The sequence below is a fragment of the Fusibacter ferrireducens genome (assembly GCF_015352425.1).
Lineage (GTDB): Bacteria > Bacillota > Clostridia > Peptostreptococcales > Acidaminobacteraceae > Fusibacter_A > Fusibacter_A ferrireducens.
On sequence record NZ_JADKNH010000021.1, the window covers coordinates 43,529 to 60,396 of the forward strand.

At 37.2% G+C, this 16,868-nt stretch carries 18 protein-coding genes and 1 other annotated feature; of the genes, 1 reads left to right on the forward strand and 17 read right to left on the reverse strand.

The window, feature by feature from the left end; translation table 11 throughout:
- Positions 1-16: 16 nt before the first annotated feature.
- The 15 genes from rpoB to cysS form a co-directional block, all read right to left on the reverse strand.
- Positions 17-3,691 (reverse strand): DNA-directed RNA polymerase subunit beta, encoded by a 3,675-nt coding sequence (gene rpoB / locus ISU02_RS22400; protein WP_194704090.1) that lies wholly within the window; start codon positions 3,689-3,691, stop codon positions 17-19.
- Between the two features lie 258 nt (positions 3,692-3,949).
- Positions 3,950-4,315, reverse strand: coding sequence for a 50S ribosomal protein L7/L12 (gene rplL / locus ISU02_RS22405; RefSeq protein ID WP_194704091.1), 366 nt, complete (start codon positions 4,313-4,315; stop codon positions 3,950-3,952).
- A gap of 36 nt (positions 4,316-4,351) precedes the next feature.
- On the reverse strand, positions 4,352-4,849 hold the full coding sequence (gene rplJ, locus ISU02_RS22410) for a 50S ribosomal protein L10 (RefSeq protein WP_194704092.1): 498 nt from the start codon (positions 4,847-4,849) through the stop codon (positions 4,352-4,354).
- A gap of 15 nt (positions 4,850-4,864) precedes the next feature.
- Positions 4,865-4,995: a sequence feature (ribosomal protein L10 leader region), on the reverse strand.
- 37 nt (positions 4,996-5,032) lie between these two features.
- Positions 5,033-5,725, reverse strand: coding sequence for a 50S ribosomal protein L1 (gene rplA, locus ISU02_RS22415; protein ID WP_194704093.1), 693 nt, complete (start codon positions 5,723-5,725; stop codon positions 5,033-5,035).
- Positions 5,726-5,790: 65 nt separating this feature from the next.
- On the reverse strand, positions 5,791-6,216 hold the full coding sequence (gene rplK, locus ISU02_RS22420; RefSeq protein WP_194704094.1) for a 50S ribosomal protein L11: 426 nt from the start codon (positions 6,214-6,216) through the stop codon (positions 5,791-5,793).
- Positions 6,217-6,240: 24 nt separating this feature from the next.
- Positions 6,241-6,765, reverse strand: coding sequence for a transcription termination/antitermination protein NusG (gene nusG / locus ISU02_RS22425; protein ID WP_194704095.1), 525 nt, complete (start codon positions 6,763-6,765; stop codon positions 6,241-6,243).
- Between the two features lie 51 nt (positions 6,766-6,816).
- The gene (gene secE / locus ISU02_RS22430; protein ID WP_194704096.1) at positions 6,817-7,023 is read right to left on the reverse strand and encodes a preprotein translocase subunit SecE; all 207 of its coding nucleotides are present in this window, start codon (positions 7,021-7,023) and stop codon (positions 6,817-6,819) included.
- 30 nt (positions 7,024-7,053) lie between these two features.
- Positions 7,054-7,203 carry a 50S ribosomal protein L33 gene (rpmG, locus tag ISU02_RS22435; RefSeq protein WP_194704097.1) on the reverse strand — a complete coding sequence of 50 codons (150 nt, stop codon included), beginning with the start codon at positions 7,201-7,203 and terminating at the stop codon, positions 7,054-7,056.
- A gap of 309 nt (positions 7,204-7,512) precedes the next feature.
- The gene (gene tuf / locus ISU02_RS22440; protein WP_194704084.1) at positions 7,513-8,703 is read right to left on the reverse strand and encodes an elongation factor Tu; all 1,191 of its coding nucleotides are present in this window, start codon (positions 8,701-8,703) and stop codon (positions 7,513-7,515) included.
- Positions 8,704-8,921: 218 nt separating this feature from the next.
- Positions 8,922-9,560, reverse strand: coding sequence for an RNA polymerase sporulation sigma factor SigH (sigH, locus tag ISU02_RS22445; protein ID WP_194704098.1), 639 nt, complete (start codon positions 9,558-9,560; stop codon positions 8,922-8,924).
- A 115-nt stretch (positions 9,561-9,675) separates the two neighbouring features.
- Complete coding sequence (rlmB, locus tag ISU02_RS22450; RefSeq protein ID WP_194704099.1) at positions 9,676-10,416, reverse strand: 23S rRNA (guanosine(2251)-2'-O)-methyltransferase RlmB; 741 nt, start codon at positions 10,414-10,416, stop codon at positions 9,676-9,678.
- Between the two features lie 28 nt (positions 10,417-10,444).
- On the reverse strand, positions 10,445-11,206 hold the full coding sequence (gene thyX / locus ISU02_RS22455; protein WP_407646471.1) for an FAD-dependent thymidylate synthase: 762 nt from the start codon (positions 11,204-11,206) through the stop codon (positions 10,445-10,447).
- An 8-nt stretch (positions 11,207-11,214) separates the two neighbouring features.
- A complete protein-coding gene (locus ISU02_RS22460) occupies positions 11,215-11,517 on the reverse strand; it encodes a hypothetical protein (RefSeq protein ID WP_207736503.1) in 303 nt (100 codons plus the stop codon).
- 36 nt (positions 11,518-11,553) lie between these two features.
- On the reverse strand, positions 11,554-12,039 hold the full coding sequence (locus ISU02_RS22465) for a Mini-ribonuclease 3 (RefSeq protein WP_194704102.1): 486 nt from the start codon (positions 12,037-12,039) through the stop codon (positions 11,554-11,556).
- A gap of 9 nt (positions 12,040-12,048) precedes the next feature.
- The gene (gene cysS, locus ISU02_RS22470) at positions 12,049-13,446 is read right to left on the reverse strand and encodes a cysteine--tRNA ligase (protein WP_194704103.1); all 1,398 of its coding nucleotides are present in this window, start codon (positions 13,444-13,446) and stop codon (positions 12,049-12,051) included.
- A gap of 581 nt (positions 13,447-14,027) precedes the next feature.
- Here cysS and ISU02_RS22475 point away from each other — a divergent pair.
- Positions 14,028-14,591 carry an accessory gene regulator B family protein gene (locus ISU02_RS22475; RefSeq protein WP_194704104.1) on the forward strand — a complete coding sequence of 188 codons (564 nt, stop codon included), beginning with the start codon at positions 14,028-14,030 and terminating at the stop codon, positions 14,589-14,591.
- Positions 14,592-14,676: 85 nt separating this feature from the next.
- On the opposite strand, the gene ISU02_RS22480 is transcribed toward ISU02_RS22475, so the two are convergent.
- Together ISU02_RS22480 and ISU02_RS22485 are read right to left on the reverse strand one after the other, a co-directional pair.
- Positions 14,677-15,942 carry a sensor histidine kinase gene (locus ISU02_RS22480; RefSeq protein ID WP_194704105.1) on the reverse strand — a complete coding sequence of 422 codons (1,266 nt, stop codon included), beginning with the start codon at positions 15,940-15,942 and terminating at the stop codon, positions 14,677-14,679.
- 4 nt (positions 15,943-15,946) lie between these two features.
- Positions 15,947-16,693 carry a LytR/AlgR family response regulator transcription factor gene (locus ISU02_RS22485; protein WP_194704106.1) on the reverse strand — a complete coding sequence of 249 codons (747 nt, stop codon included), beginning with the start codon at positions 16,691-16,693 and terminating at the stop codon, positions 15,947-15,949.
- Positions 16,694-16,868 lie beyond the last annotated feature (175 nt).

The window sequence follows — 16,868 nt, forward strand, 5'->3', positions numbered from 1 at the left end:
CTAATAATAATCACTATTATTCTTCATAGTCGTCGTCATCATCCGCTAAGAAAACTTCATCTACTTCTTCTAATGATTCTTCTTCATCAGATGTTTCCTCAATAAATGCGCCTGAATCTACATCATTGGAAATTTTCGCTTCTCTTAAAGCTGTATTGTAGTCTAGTGCATCATCGTCATCATCATCAGCAAGTTCAATTTCAATTTCACCTGCATCATCTCGTAAAACTTTAACATCAAGCGCAAGTGCTTGCAACTCTTTGATTAAAACTTTAAACGATTCAGGAATGCCAGGTTCAGGAATGTTTTCACCCTTGACAATTGCTTCATATGCCTTAACACGACCAACAACATCATCTGATTTTACGGTCAAGATCTCCTGAAGCGTATGCGCTGCACCGTATGCTTCAAGTGCCCAAACCTCCATCTCACCAAAACGCTGTCCACCAAATTGCGCTTTACCGCCAAGTGGCTGTTGCGTAACAAGAGAGTAAGGTCCCGTACTTCTTGCATGGATCTTATCATCAACTAAATGGTGAAGTTTTAACATATACATATAACCAACTGTAACTTGATTATCAAAGCTTTCTCCAGAACGACCATCTCTTACTGTCAATTTACCATTGCCAGGGTAACCCGCTTTGGATAGGATATCCATAATTTGAGACTCTTTTGCACCGTCAAATACTGGCGTTGCAACTTTCCAACCATTCTTCTTAGCAGCAAGTCCTAAATGGACTTCAAGAACCTGTCCAATGTTCATACGCGAAGGTACACCCAGTGGATTAAGGACGATTTGAAGCGCTGTACCATCATCTAAAAACGGCATGTCTTCAACCGGTAAAATTCTAGAGATAACCCCTTTGTTACCATGTCGTCCGGCCATCTTATCACCGACACTTATTTTTCTCTTTTTAGCAATATAAACCCTGATAAGTTTATTAACGCCAGGAGACAACTCATCGCCATTTTCTCTTTCAAATTTCTTGACGTCTACGATAATACCCGATTCACCATGAGGTACTCTAAGAGAAGTATCTCTTACCTCTCTTGCCTTTTCTCCGAAAATAGCTCTCAAAAGTCTTTCTTCAGCAGTGAGTTCCGTTTCGCCTTTAGGGGTTACTTTACCAACCATTATATCGCCTGCATTGACTTCTGCACCAATACGAATAATGCCCTCAGCATCCAAATCTTTTAACGCTTCTTCACCGACATTTGGAATATCTCTAGTAATTTCTTCAGGTCCAAGTTTTGTATCTCTGGCTTCAGATTCATACTCTTCAATATGAATAGAGCTCAGTTTATCTTCCATAACGAGTTCTTCACTTAAAAGAATCGCATCTTCATAGTTATAACCTTCCCACGTCATGAAACCAATGAGCAGATTCGTTCCAAGAGCAATCTCTCCATTGTCAGTGGAAGGTCCATCCGCTATAATATCATCAAATTTAACGATTTCACCTTTTTTAACAAGTGGCTTTTGATTGATACAAGTCCCTTGATTGGATCTTTTGAACTTTAAAAGTCTATGTCTATATTTTTTCTTATCCTCTTTGCCTCTGATGACAATTTCATCAGCCGAAACATATTCCACAACACCATCAACTACAGATTTTATAACAACACCAGAGTCTTTAGCTGCAATATGTTCAATACCCGTACCGATAATAGGCGCTTCTGCCCTAACAAGCGGTACAGCTTGACGTTGCATGTTGGAACCCATAAGCGCACGGTTCGCATCATCATTTTCAAGGAACGGAATCATTGCTGTTGCAACAGAAACCATTTGTTGAGCAGAAACCTCAACTAAGTCTACTTCAGACGCTGGGAATTCCTTGATGTCTGATCTTCTACGCGCTACAATTCTTGATGCAAGAAACTTATTTTCTTCAGTTACAGGTTCATTTGCAGGTGCCACAATATATTTTTCTTCAACATCAGCTGTTATATAGATAATTTCATCTGTTATAACACCCGTTTTTTTATTGATTTTTCTATAGGGTGACTCAATAAAACCATACTCATTAATGCGAGCAAACGTACTCAAAGAACCTATAAGACCGATATTTGGGCCCTCAGGCGTTTCAATCGGACACATTCTACCATAATGCGAATGATGGACGTCACGAACTTCGAAACCAGCTCTTTCTCTCGAAAGACCACCAGGTCCAAGTGCCGACAACCTTCTCTTATGCGTTAATTCTGCAAGCGGATTGGTTTGATCCATAAACTGAGAAAGCTGTGAACTTCCAAAGAATTCTTTGATTGCAGAAACAACCGGTTTGATATTGATAAGCGCTTGTGGCGTAATCGCTTCCATATCTTGAATGGTCATTCTTTCACGAACCACTCTTTCCATTCTAGAAAGACCAATTCTAAATTGATTTTGAAGAAGTTCTCCTACTGATCTGATTCTACGATTTCCAAGATGATCAATATCGTCCACTTGTCCAACACTTAAATTTAAATTTAAGATATAACTAAATGAAGCGATAATGTCCGCATGTGTAATATGTCTTGGCACGAGCTCCGCCATACGATCTTCAATTGCAACCAATCGCTCATCAGCAGATTCATAAGTGTCCAAAATTTCTTTAAGCACTGGATAATAAACTTTTTCCTTAATTTTAAGCTTAGGATGTGTAAAATAAGCACACAAATCAACAAAGTGATTCCCAATTACTCGAACCAATTTGTCTTCGTCACCATATACATCAACACGGCAAACTCCAGCATTCTCAATGATACTTGCCATTTCAATAGAAATTTTTTCATCTTTTTCAACGAGAATTTCACCCGTTTCAGGATTGATAATGTTCTCCGCGGCAACTTTTTCTTCAATACGATTAGAGACACCTAATTTTTTATTGAATTTGTAGCGACCTACCTTCGCAAGATCGTATCTCTTTTCATCAAAGAATAGTGAATTGATTAAATTGCTGGCACTTTCCACAGTTGGCGGCTCACCTGGTCTTAATTTTTTGTAGATTTCAATAAGGCCTTCTTCATAGTTTGAAGTACTGTCCTTATCGAGTGTTTTAATCAATTTTTCATCTTCACCAAATAGATTTAAAATTTCAGTATTGGTTTGATAGCCAAGTGCTCTGATCAAAGTTGTTGCGGGTAATTTTCTAGTACGGTCAATTCGAACAGAAACAATATCATTTGAATCTGTTTCATACTCAAGCCATGCACCACGATTAGGAATAATTGTACTTGAGTAAAGTTTGGTTCCCACCTTGTCAATCTTCACATCATAGTATGGTCCTGGTGATCTAACCAACTGGCTTACAATAACTCTCTCGGCACCATTAATAATAAAGGTCCCTTTTTCAGTCATCAACGGGAAATCTCCCATGAAAACTTTTTGTTCTTTAATTTCGCCTGTTTCCTTATTAATGAAACGAACTTGCACTCTTAAAGGTGCCGCAAAATTAACATCTCTTTCCTTACATTCCTCAACGTCATACTTGGCTTCTTCATCAAGTTCATAATCAATAAACTCAAGTCTTAAATTGCCAGTGTAATCTTCAATTGGAGAAATGTCCTTGAAAGCTTCTTTTAAGCCTTCTTCTAGAAACCATTCGTAAGATTTGCGTTGAATCTCAATTAAATTGGGCTTCTCAAGTAGCTCATTAATTCTAGCAAAACTCATTCTTTCCGTTTTTCCGAGCATTACAGGTTGTGGCATTAAAATTTTCACCCCTTGTGTAATAAAAAATATTGTATCATAAAAGGAACTAATCCTTTTTTACCTTCTCTACTATAAAGTTTTAAAACGCAAAAACTCCATTTTAAACATACTTATAGCATTATAGAATAATATCACACATCAAGACACGTGTCAACATCATTTTATAGGTTTGTTTAAAATAGAGTTTTTCATTTTTGTAATATCTAAATTAAATAGCCACCAAACTTTTGGTGGCTATTTATATTCAGTTACTGACTATTTTAATTCTACTGCTGCACCAGCTTCTTCTAATTTAGCTTTAATTGCTTCAGCATCTTCTTTAGAAACGCCAGCTTTAACAGGTTGTGGCGCGCCATCTACCAAATCTTTAGCTTCTTTTAAGCCAAGACCAGTGATTTCTCTAACCACTTTGATAACGCCGATTTTTTTAGCGCCAGCATTTGCTAAGATAACATCAAATTCTGATTTTTCTTCTACTGCTTCAGCGCCTGCGCCTGCTGCTACTGCTACTACTGGAGCAGATGCAGATACACCGAACTCAGCTTCGCAAGCTTCTACTAATTCTTTAATTTCTAAAATACTCATGCCTTTAATGGCTTCAATAATTTGCTCTTTAGTCATTGTTTTACACCTCCGGATTTTTAACAAGCACTCAATTTATGCTTGTGCTTCTTTTTCTTTAATAAGATTTGATAAGAAATAAGCGAAGTTTGAAACTGGCGCCTTGACACTGCCAAGGAATCTGCCAATGAGAACTTCTTTTGATGGTAAATCTGCAATTTGAATAATCTGTTCGAGATTACAATAGCTGCCGTCAACAACACCTGATTTTAATTCAAGGTTTTTATGTGCTTTAGCAAACTCTTTAACAATTTTAGCTGGTACAACTGCATCTTCGATACCGAAAGCAATTGCGTTTGGACCAGTCAAATCTTGAGATAATGGTTCGAATGCTGTATCTTTAATCGCCAATTTTACTAAGTTATTTTTGTAAACTTTGTAATCAACGCCAGCTGCTCTAAACTTACTTCTAAGTTCAGTTGACTCTTCAACCGTTAAACCTCTGTAATCTACAAGAACAGCAGACTTAGCAGATGAAAATTTCTCTTTGATTTCTTCAACAACAATCTTCTTGTTTTCAAGATTTTGTGACATTTGTCCACCTCCTTGTTTATATTAAATAAAGCCTCTCTTCCGTAGACAAGAGAGGCTATAATTTATCGAAATAAACTATTTATCCTTACCTCGGTAGGAAATTAAGCTCACGCACCTACTGTCTACGGTTTGCATTCATTTTTACAACAACGTAATTCTATCAGAGAAATCACTTATTGTCAATTATAATTTTGCTGCATTCACTTTGATACCAGGACCCATTGTTGTTGCTAAAGTAACACTTCTTAAATAAGTACCTTTAGCAGCAGCTGGTTTAGCTTTAACTACGGCTTCTATCAATCCACTCATGTTTTCTTGAAGTTGAGCTTCTGTAAAAGATGCTTTACCGATAGAAACATGAATAATATTGGTTTTGTCCAATCTGTACTCTACTTTACCTGCTTTAATTTCGTTAACAGCTTTCTCGATATCAAAAGTTACAGTTCCTGATTTAGGGTTTGGCATTAACCCTTTTGGACCTAACACTCTACCAAGTCGTCCAAGTTGACCCATCATGTCTGGTGTTGCCACGATTACATCATAATCAAACCAGTTTTCATTTTGGATTTTAGCGATGATATCTTCTGCACCGAAGAAATCTGCGCCAGCTTTTTCAGCTTCAGTTGCTTTTTCGCCTTTTGCGATAACAAGCACTCTTTTAGTATTACCAGTACCATGCGGTAATACAATCGCACCTCTTACTTGTTGATCAGCATGTCTACCATCAACACCTAATTTAATGTGCAATTCTACAGTTTCATCGAACTTAGCTTTCGCTGTTTGTTTCACTAATTTTATCGCTTCATCAAGTTCATAGAATTTATCTTTTTCTATAAGCTTAACGGCTTCTTGATAATTCTTACCTCTTTTAGGCATTTTTCTTCCTCCTTCGTGGTTTTAACGGTGATTCCTCCCACTACAAAAAACGGTTCAAAACAATATTAGTCTTCTACTACGAATCCCATACTTCTTGCTGTACCTTCGATCATGCTCATAGCCGCTTCAACACTACCAGCATTTAAATCAGGCATTTTAAGTTCTGCAATTTCTTTAATTTTCGCTCTTTTTACAGTTGCTACTTTTTTCTTATTTGGTTCACTTGATCCGCTCTCTACGCCAGCTGCTTTTTTCAATAAAATTGCCGCTGGAGGCGTTTTAGTGATAAATGTGTATGATCTATCTTGGTATACAGTAATTACTACCGGAATGATCAAACCTGCTTGATCTGCTGTTTTTGCATTGAATTCTTTACAGAATTGCATAATATTCACACCTTGTTGACCAAGAGCTGGACCAACTGGTGGTGCTGGTGTTGCTTTTCCTGCAGGAATTTGTAACTTAACTAGGCCTGTAACTTTTTTAGCCATTTACAGTGCACCTCCTTGATTTATTTAATCCTTTTGTATTTGGTCGAATCCTAATTCGACTGGGGTTTCCCTACCAAACATTGAAATCAACGCTTTGATAGATTGTCTTTCCAAATGAATCTCTTCAACTGTTCCAATAAAGCTCTCAAAGGGCCCAGATGTCACCGTGATTGAGTCGCCGATTTCAAAGTCGACCTCAACACTTCTCTTCTCTAATCCCATCGTCAAAACTTCTTCTTCAGTTAAAGGAATCGGTTTGGAACCCGGACCTACGAATCCAGTAACGCCACGCGTGTTTCTCACAACGTACCACGATTCATCTGTCATAATCATTTTTACTAACGCATAACCTGGGAAGATTTTTTTAGATTTATCTTTTCTTTTGCCATTTTTAATCTCAACTACGGTTTCCGTTGGGACGACAACTTCTATGATAACATCCTCCATGCCTCTATTTTCAACGATTTTCTCGATATTTGCCTTCACTTTGTTTTCATGTCCTGAATAAGTGTGGACAACATACCATCTCGCTTGATCAGTTTCCGCCATGTTCTCTCGGTTTTAGAACCTCAAACCTCCTCCCATTGCTATTTGATTAGCCTAAGCAAATAAGTTAAATAAGAACTTGAAGATTGCGTCTAGAGCGCCAATTGTAACCGCTGAAACAAAACACATCGCTAACACTACAAGCGTGTATTGCCATACGTCTTTTCTTGTTGGCCAAGTTACTTTTTTAACCTCACTTCTTACACCTTTAAAAAACTTGCCTGCGCTTGGTTTCTTTTCTTTCACATTACTAGAAGCCATTTATCTCAACCCCTTACTCTAATTTTGAAACTACTTAGTCTCTTTATGAAGCGTGTGTTTTTTACAGAATTTGCAGTATTTGTTCATTTCAATTCTGTCTGGGTTGTTTCTTTTGTTCTTTGTAGTGTTGTAATTTCTGTTTTTACACTCAGTACATGCTAATGTGATATTAACTCTCATTTTGACACCTCCTACAACGACTATTGTCCGTGCCTGGCAATGCACACTATACTCCACTATAACATTACTAATTAAACCTATCACAAAACCATTCTATTGTCAACAAAGCATTTACCTATTTTAGGTATGAATTATTATTAACATTTTGGATTGTTCTAAGTTAAATAAGGACTAGTTGCCACTAGTCCTTATCTTCTAATTGAGTTGTTAGAAAATATAGTTTAGTCAGATTAAGTTTTAATTACCTATAGTATTTTATACCACTTCTCATTCTTTTTCAATAAAAGATTTTAAAAGTGAAGATTTATTTTATTGAGTGATCTTGTTAACGTTACCAGAACCTACTGTTCTACCACCTTCACGAATTGAGAATTTTACACCTTCTTCAATTGCGATTGGTGAAATCAGTTCGATGCTCATTTCAACGTTATCGCCAGGCATACACATTTCAACGCCTTCTGGTAAGTTAATTGATCCTGTTACGTCTGTTGTTCTGAAGAAGAACTGTGGTCTGTATCCTTTAAAGAATGGTGTATGTCTTCCACCCTCTTCTTTTGTAAGAACGTATACTTGTGCTTCGAATTTCGTATGTGGTTTGATTGTGCCTGGTTTAGCAAGAACTTGTCCTCTTTGGATATCTGTTCTTTGTACACCTCTTAATAATAAACCTACGTTATCGCCTGCTTGTCCTTGATCCAATAATTTCTTGAACATTTCAACGCCTGTTACAACTACTTTTCTTGGCGCTTCAGTAAGTCCTACGATTTCTACTTCTTCTGATACTTTGATGATACCTCTGTCAATTCTACCTGTTGCAACTGTTCCTCTACCTGTGATAGAGAATACGTCTTCCACTGGCATTAAGAATGGTTTGTCTGTTGCTCTTTCCGGTTGTGGAATGTACTCATCGATTACGTTGAATAATTCAATGATTTTTTCTGCCCACTCTGCATCGCCCTCAAGCGCTTTAAGTGCAGATCCTCTGATGATTGGTGTATCATCGCCTGGGAAATCGTATTCTGTTAATAAATCTCTTACTTCCATTTCAACAAGTTCTAATAACTCTTCATCATCTACCATGTCACATTTGTTTAAGAAAACAACGATATATGGCACGCCTACTTGTCTAGAAAGAAGGATATGCTCTCTTGTTTGTGGCATTGGACCATCTGCTGCTGATACAACTAGGATAGATCCGTCCATTTGTGCTGCACCTGTGATCATGTTTTTAACGTAGTCAGCATGGCCTGGGCAGTCAACGTGAGCATAATGTCTCGCTGGTGTTTCGTACTCAACGTGAGCTGTAGAGATTGTGATCCCTCTTTCTCTCTCTTCTGGTGCTTTATCGATATTATCAAAATCTACTTTTTGTCCTAAAGCGTATTTTTCGAATAATACTTTTGTAATCGCTGCTGTTAATGTTGTTTTACCGTGGTCAACGTGACCAATTGTTCCGATATTACAATGCGGTTTATTTCTTTCGAATTTTTGCTTTGCCATTTTGAATATTCCTCCCTTAATTTATATAATATTTTTTGAAATTGCTTATAGCTTAAATTGATTTCATTCAGCCTTATCAGGCATTATGTATCCTACTTTAAGATCATTAAGCACTTTCTAATATTTATTAAATAAATGCCTTGCATTTATTCAAGAACAAATCATAAGATTTAAACACTTTACTTTAACATAATCAGCGTAATATGAAAAGACATCTTTCAATTTTTATCTTCTAAAAATTTTTCCAACTTCTTTTTGACCCGTTGAAGCGCATTGTCTATAGACTTCACATGTCGATTCATTTGAACCGCTATTTCTTGATAAGACCTGCCATCTAAGTAAGCATTCAAAACTTGCCATTCCAAATCGCTCAGGACTTCACCCATCTTGGCTTCAATCATGTCAAGCTCTTCACGTCTAATAACCAAATGTTCTGGATCAAGCTCTTTACTGTTGGTCACCATCTCGTACATAGATCGATCAGACTCTTCATCAAAAATGGGTTTGTTCAGGGAAACATATGAGTTGAGTGGAATATGTTTCTGTCTTGTGGCTGTTTTTATGGCAGTGATCATTTGTCTTTTAATGCATAGCTCTGCAAATGTGCGAAAAGAAGATATTTTGTCAGGTTTGTAGTCTCTAATCGCTTTGAACAAGCCAATCATGCCCTCTTGTATAATATCCTCGCGATCTGCACCTATCAGAAAATAAGTTCTCGCTTTTGATCTAACGAAATTTTTATATTTTTTAATAAGTGCCTCTTGTGCTTTGGAATCCCCTTTTTTTGCAAGTTCTACTAGAATTTCTTCATTTAAAAAGTCAAAACTCGATCTGTCTGTATTTATTAGTCGCTCCATTCAGAAATCCTCCACTACTTACAAACGCATACTAAACTATTCTATTTTACATTAAAATACATACTCAAACTCACAAAATCATTATATATTATTAATATTCGCATCGTCAAGCAGTTTACTTTTTAGGAAGTGTTCTCTGCCTCAATACTTCATACATGACAATACCAGAAGCCACCGACGCATTTAAAGAATCCACGTGACCTTTCATGGGGATTGAAACGACAAAATCACACTTTTCTTTAACAAGACGACTCATACCTTTACCTTCATTGCCGACCACAACACCTATACTGCCTGTTAAATTGGCTTCATAATAAGTCTGATTGGACATATCGGTGCCCACAATCCAAAATCCCATTTCTTTGAGCTTGTCTATTGTTGTTGCAATATTCGTAACTCTGGCGACCTTTACGTATTCAATTGCGCCACACGATGTTTTTGCCACAGTCTGATTAAGTGCCGCACTCCTTCTCTTAGGAATGATCACCCCATGTGCACCTACGGCATCTGCGGTTCTTATAATACTGCCCAAATTGTGCGGATCATTAATTTCGTCGCATATGATCACAAAGGGGACCTCTTCTTTTTCTTTTGCAACAGCTAAGATATCTTCTAGTTCAAAATACGAATAAGCCGCCACATACGCCACAACACCTTGATGTGTTTCGCCCTCCACAATCCTGTCCAAAATCTTTCTTTCAGAAAACTGAATGACAAGGCGTTTTGATTTGGCGGCACTAATTATTTTTTGAAGCGTTTTATCTCTTGAACCTTCCAATATCACTAACTTATTTATATCTCGACCCGCCTCTAAAGCTTCTAAGACAGGATTGCGTCCAAAAATAATATCTTCCATCTCAAGATCCTTTCTATTATTAACCCCATCATAAGGATTCAAAAAATGCCCTTACTTTCACTGCGTTCCCACAAGTCATTTTTCCCTCTTTACAAGCACCTTTCACACAGGAGGGGCCACTCTTTTCAAAAAGTGTAGGTGCAATCGCCTTAACTTGTCTGAGCATTTCTGTGGCAAGTTCTCGGATTTCCCATTGTGCGCGTTCACAACATCTGTGCTCAAAAAAATTGTGAAGTGATCTCAGATTCATGGTCAAAACAATTTTTGTTTCACAAGCATTTGGAAAGACAAACCGAGCATCTTCAATTGCTCGCTTTTCAGCCGCGGCTTTCGCCTTCTTTTCGCTCATTCCAGAACTTTTATATTCTTCCACAAAGGTTGCCTCCAATACTTCAGTCAACTGATTATAGGTTTCCTGATCTGATTGCATTGCTTTGACAAATATAGCTTTGGCCGTTTCATTTTTTTCTATTGCAGGTGGTATCACATATTCAAACTGATCCAATTTCACATATCTTTGAGATTGTTGTGAATAAGAGGCGATTCTATGTCTCACCAACTGGTGTGTTAAAACTCTACTAACCCCTTCAACTGCAAACGTGAAACTTGCGTGCTCAAGAGGTGAATAATGACCAAAAGTCATCAGCTTTTCTAAAAAGACATTTGCCTGTTCCGCATCCATAGCCTGAGAAATCTCTTCAACACCTACCTGGGAATAGCAAAGCTTTGCTGCAGAAGCAATGACTTTTTCAATGTCTGGTGTATGTGCAATTATTGCAACATTCATAATTTCCTCCTCTATTCTACATCCCTGTACTCATCCCCAAACGGGAATACAAATAACACATATTTACGATAGTGTACTTTGGTTAAATCATCTTCTGTCTTACCCACTTGAATAATCCGTGTGGATAATAGATGAGAGTCATAAAGCATGCCACTATGTCTTTTTTCAATAAAAGTCTGTGCCTCTTCAACCATCTCTTTTTCAATTTCTGTCATGGGCTCATACGCATCAAAGACAACAGATTTTACACTGATTGCCACTAACAATATCAATACCGCAATTAAAAGTATCTTTTCTCGCATACTCATCTTCATTAATCTACACTTCCCTTGATCTCATTAAAACACTTTCTAGGTTTCTTCTGTTGACGTATTCTGATCTTTTATCTGATCTTTTATCTGATTTTGTGCCTCTGGCATTTCAATGATTTCAATTGCTCTGCCAATAATTTGATAAATCCTCGTCTTTTCTCCTGTGAGATAAAGATAACCAATGAGCGCCTCAAATCCCGTCGCATATTTGTAATCACTCAAAATTGCATTTTTAGGAACGCTTCCCGACTTTTGATTTCTGCCCCTTTTAACGATCGTCCATTCAGCTTCAGACAGTTCATCTTGCAAAAACAGTACAATTTTCGCCTGTGCAGAAGCCTTCACGTATTTAACCGCTAATTTTGACATTTCATTTGGCGTCATTGTATATTTAGAAATAATATACGTCCTTATATACGCCTCATAAACGGCATCTCCTAAATAAGCGAGTTTAAGCGGATTAAGCATTTGTACGTCCATCTGCTTTAACATGTCTATTTTAAGGGTTTCTAAAAACTCATTCATCCACTGCTCCTATGCTTCTCTATGCCATTTAACACCTTGTGGTGTATCTTCAAGTATAATGCCCTGCTGTTTTAATTCATCTCTGATTTGATCCGCCAATGCAAAGTCTTTATTCTTTCTAGCATTTTGCCTTTTTTCAATCAAAGCTTCAATCTGATCATCAATAGATGCTCTCTCTTTTTGCACAATTCCCAGTACATTTGTGAGTTCTTCAAACAAAGCCTTTGATTTTACTAAAAAGTCTTTTGAAGCATTCGGCGTTGCCACCGTATTTAAATATCGAGTCAATTCAAAGATGACTGAGATACCATCCGCAGAATTAAAATCATCATCCATGACTTCAATGAATTTATCTTTATACGATGTCACCACTTTTAAGATTTCAGCTTCATCCGTTTTCAATTCTACAGTGCTGGCGTTTTCAATGAGATATTCCAAATTATTTCTGAGCGTATAAAGCCTATCCAGACCATTTTTTGCACTCTCTAAAAGCGTTCTGCTAAAATTGATTGGATTTCTATAGTGTGCAGAAAGCATGAAAAATCGTACGACATCCGGATCAAATGACTCTAATATTTCCCTTGTTGTAAAAAAGTTGTTCAAGGACTTTGACATCTTTTGATTCTCAATATTGATATAACCATTGTGCATCCAATAGTTTACATAGCGCTTACCTGTCTTGGCTTCACTCTGAGCAATTTCATTTTCATGATGTGGAAAGATGAGATCTTGTCCCCCCGCATGAATATCAATGGTTTCACCTAAATATTTAGTACTCATCACAGAACATTCAATATGCCAGCCTGGTCTGCCTTCACCCCAAGGACTCATCCAAGCCGGTTCACCTTCTTTTTTCTTCTTCCAAAGGGCGAAGTCCATAGGATTTCTCTTCTCCTCGCTGATATCGATTCGAGCGCCCGCCTCTAAGTCTTCAAGGGATTGTCTTGAGAGCTTTCCATAGGGTTTAAAAGAAGATACTGCAAAATAAACATTGCCGTCAATTTCATATGCAAACCCCTTGTCCTCTAAATCCTTTATGAAAGATATGATTTCGTCCATTGTCTCAGTAACTTTTGGGTGATGCGTCGCTCTATGGATGCCCAGCGCATCTGCATCTTTAAAATACTCGGCAATGTACAACTCACTGACGTCTAAACTGCTTACTGAGTCCTCATTGGCTTTCTTAATAATTTTATCATCCACATCCGTGAAATTTTGAACGTATGTGACTTCATATCCTCTATATTCCAAATACCTTCTAAAGGCATCGAACATTAGAAAAGGTCTTGCATTGCCAATATGGAAAAAATTATAGACCGTTGGTCCGCACACATACATTCTCACCTTGCCAGGTTCTATAGGTATAAACTCATCTTTTTGCTTAGTCATCGTATTGTACAGTTTCATGTTGACCCTCCACTTCTATTTTTTAGCATAAAAAAAACCTCTCTGCAAAGGTGCATCAATGCACGGTCCCACTTTGCTCAGACAAGGTCCAACTCATATGACTATAACGCATCACCGGATCCCATACTCGTATTCAGGTCTCACTCAGGGGTGCACTTCATCTGTCACTGACCAGTTCATTTCAGCATAAGAACCTCTCTTTAGATCATGCCTACAGATTACTCTTCCCCATCCTCATTTTAATTATATATATTTAATTATAGCAAATATAGAGATTATAGCAAGTCCACAATTTCGTCTCAGTGGATAATCTAAAGAACAGTATTTTTCTCTTTAAAACAGCCATTTGCAGCCACTGTATTCCTTGTGACGTTCCTCACCATGTCTTCAGTACATCACTTCAATACACAATCGTTTTTTCATTACACTATAAGGCCTTTTCGTTACAAATTACTTGTAATATTACAGCATTATGCTAATCTGAATTTAAGAAATCAAGATGATGAGTTTTCCCTTAACCCACTTCTTCTCCTAGACAGTGTTGCTTATCATCTTAATTTTCTTGAAAGGATGTGTGTCTAGTGTTGCATCGACTTTCTTTGAAGATGTCAAAGCATATTGTAAGCCATGCAAGCATTCTGAAAGAAGATCAAATTGACACAATACGCTATGCAATCGAAACACTTTTAGGCGAACTCTCTAAATTTGTTTTATTATGGCTCATTTTTTACTTAGTGCGGTTGGATCACTTGTTTCTAATGGCCTTTATATTTTTTAGCTGTATGCGTGTTGTGGCAGGCGGTTTTCATTTTTCCACATACCTATCGTGCTTATTTGGATCGTTTATCATGTACACAACCATACTTTTATCCGCCCAATTCATCCCACTCATTTCATTTAGCAAAATACTACTCTTAATCCCTTCAATGATTATACTCTATCTCTTCACACCAGTTATTCCACACAATCGCTACGAATACAACAAAAATGCCATCCACAAGAAACGATCACAGACAGCCATTATGGTATTGATTTTGTTTGCTGCTTCACTCTACACAAATCAAATTCAACTCTATATCTTGTCACTTTTTGTCTTTGCTCTACAATTACTTATAGGAGGCCTTAAAAATGAAAAACTTTTATAACACAATCGGTTTATTTTTTGTTGCGATTGCAGGACTTGTAATCTCTACGTCTTCGTTCCTTTTCTTAGGAGAAGCTGAACCCCCTTCAAGAAAATAAGACTTTGATAACAATATCATCATTTTCAAAGTACAATTCAAGATGTCCGTTATGTTTTTTCGCGATGTTTTTAATTGTCCAAAGGCCAAATCCACGCGTCTTTTTCTCTGCTGATTTGGTCGTAAAGTTTTTGTCCGATAATTTTAGGAGATGCGCTGGTTCTACACTGTGACCAGCGTTTTTTGTTTGAAAATAGAAGGCCTTCTCTTTTGCGTCAAATCCTATCTCAAGTCTTACCCAGGGTTCGTCATCAAACTGGACAGCTTCAAAAGCATTATTGATCAGATTGTTGAGTACAAGCGATATTTCATAATCCAAAACAGATAATGCCGTCAAAGAAACTTGACAGTCATAAGTAAAATGAATACCTTTTTCTCTCGCTTCTGAACGTTTCATAAAGAGCACTGCCTTGACAATATCACGATCAATCTGCAGTAAATCACTCTCAAATCCATCGTACACGTAGACATCATTCAAAAAATTCTCAATTTTCAAACAAGCTTCATCTGCTGGGTTGGTCTCCAGTATACCAATAATTGTGGTCAGATTATTTTTATACTCATGTTGCTTCGATCTTATTTCCAGAATCATTTGTTCCAAGGTTTCCCGCATCTGCTCCTGAACTTCAAGCGCCTTATTCCTTTCACTTATAGTAGCAACTTCTCTGTAGACAAAGTAATTCACAACGAGGAGCAAAAACATGGCTATGCCAAAATAGAGCATATTTTCTCTCACGAGGGACTCGTCATGATCCCAGAGAATCTTATAGATAAAAGCATACAGGAATATATTAATTGCAATATAATTGATATATCGATTTTCATATTTCTGAATATAGCTTTTAAGTGGCGCTTCGAAGAGTTGAATCAATACCACCATCAGAATATTGGCAATTGCAAGTGATATAATTGTGACAACTACCTCTGCCGTTGTTATCATGCCCAGAAGAGGAATCAACACAATTTCAACGCAAAGTAAAGCGATCATGGAGGATACAAATACGAAAAGCACTTTAAAAAGGCTTTCTTGTGTAAACCATTTCAAAACGAAAATAAAGGCAAAGATATAAATAAAAGCACCATACCCTAAGAAATAATGGTTGGATACGATAACAAGCGTCGTCATCCCTATATAGATCAAAAGATACTGTCTCAGATCCTTTTTATCTAAATCCAACAGCTTGTAAAATATATAAAAAAATATGGACAATTCAAGTAAAGTGCCTATGATTTCATTAGCCATCGCACTGTTCATACACTCACCTCCTCATGCCAATAATATCTTCTAAAGCCTCTTTTTTTGCCTTGCTTAACAAGCATTTCCACTGGCAATTATAAAAGGTTATTTCGTATTGTTTAAGTCCAAATCTTTGGATCGATTTGACATAGTGTATGTTGATTAGATAAGATCTGTGTACTTTAAAAAATTCTTTGTCATCGGCCAAATCTTCTTCAATGTTTTTTAAGGACTTGTAGGGTAATTTATAATTACCTCTGACTGTATATACAACGCTTCCCCTGCCTTTGGCTTCAATAAAAACAATTTCAGCGTGCCTAATTCTGATCAAAACCTGTTCTGCCTCTGCAACAAGAAATTTGCTCTCTGTAATCATTTCTGGCCTTTGAACATGACCCAGCAATTTTTTAACCATGCTTTGCAGTGCAGCCTTGGGATAGGGCTTGTCTAAAAAGGCATGACAGTGTACTTCTCTGTAAGCTCTAAGCTCATAACTGCTTTCTACTGTCAAAAAAAGAATCCATGTGAGCTGATATTTGGGATTGGCTCTCAGCTGAATCGCCACTTCAAAACCATTCAACTCCGATTTCAAATCAATGTCCATGACAAAAAGATCAATTGCTTCCTCTCTCGCAATAGAGAGTGCTTCTTGATCCGAGCTGGCAGCATAGACTCTAAAGTGATCTTCCATTTCGTCAATCCATTTGATCAATAAATCTCGTTGAATAGAATCATCTTCAACAATCAGTATTTTTTTTATATTTTTCATATTCATACCCCTAGCATTATTATACCATCCTATCGTCATTTCATTCATCATAAGATAGAGTAGAAAGATAACTGCAAGAATTATCTCCCTCTCATTGAACCGTACGTACGGGTCTCGTATACGGCTCTACAACTTATATTCCAACTTATCTTAGATAATAATTTAAAGGATTGAG

Coding starts and splice junctions, on each gene's coding strand:
- rpoB (WP_194704090.1), bottom strand. CDS start 3,691: ATGCCACAACCTGTAATGCTCGGAAAAACGGAAAGAATGAGTTTTGCT.
- rplL (WP_194704091.1), bottom strand. CDS start 4,315: ATGACTAAAGAGCAAATTATTGAAGCCATTAAAGGCATGAGTATTTTA.
- rplJ (WP_194704092.1), bottom strand. CDS start 4,849: ATGTCACAAAATCTTGAAAACAAGAAGATTGTTGTTGAAGAAATCAAA.
- rplA (WP_194704093.1), bottom strand. CDS start 5,725: ATGCCTAAAAGAGGTAAGAATTATCAAGAAGCCGTTAAGCTTATAGAA.
- rplK (WP_194704094.1), bottom strand. CDS start 6,216: ATGGCTAAAAAAGTTACAGGCCTAGTTAAGTTACAAATTCCTGCAGGA.
- nusG (WP_194704095.1), bottom strand. CDS start 6,765: ATGGCGGAAACTGATCAAGCGAGATGGTATGTTGTCCACACTTATTCA.
- secE (WP_194704096.1), bottom strand. CDS start 7,023: ATGGCTTCTAGTAATGTGAAAGAAAAGAAACCAAGCGCAGGCAAGTTT.
- rpmG (WP_194704097.1), bottom strand. CDS start 7,203: ATGAGAGTTAATATCACATTAGCATGTACTGAGTGTAAAAACAGAAAT.
- tuf (WP_194704084.1), bottom strand. CDS start 8,703: ATGGCAAAGCAAAAATTCGAAAGAAATAAACCGCATTGTAATATCGGA.
- sigH (WP_194704098.1), bottom strand. CDS start 9,560: ATGGAGCGACTAATAAATACAGACAGATCGAGTTTTGACTTTTTAAAT.
- rlmB (WP_194704099.1), bottom strand. CDS start 10,416: ATGGAAGATATTATTTTTGGACGCAATCCTGTCTTAGAAGCTTTAGAG.
- ISU02_RS22460 (WP_207736503.1), bottom strand. CDS start 11,517: ATGAAGATGAGTATGCGAGAAAAGATACTTTTAATTGCGGTATTGATA.
- ISU02_RS22465 (WP_194704102.1), bottom strand. CDS start 12,039: ATGAATGAGTTTTTAGAAACCCTTAAAATAGACATGTTAAAGCAGATG.
- cysS (WP_194704103.1), bottom strand. CDS start 13,446: ATGAAACTGTACAATACGATGACTAAGCAAAAAGATGAGTTTATACCT.
- ISU02_RS22480 (WP_194704105.1), bottom strand. CDS start 15,942: ATGAACAGTGCGATGGCTAATGAAATCATAGGCACTTTACTTGAATTG.
- ISU02_RS22485 (WP_194704106.1), bottom strand. CDS start 16,693: ATGAAAAATATAAAAAAAATACTGATTGTTGAAGATGATTCTATTCAA.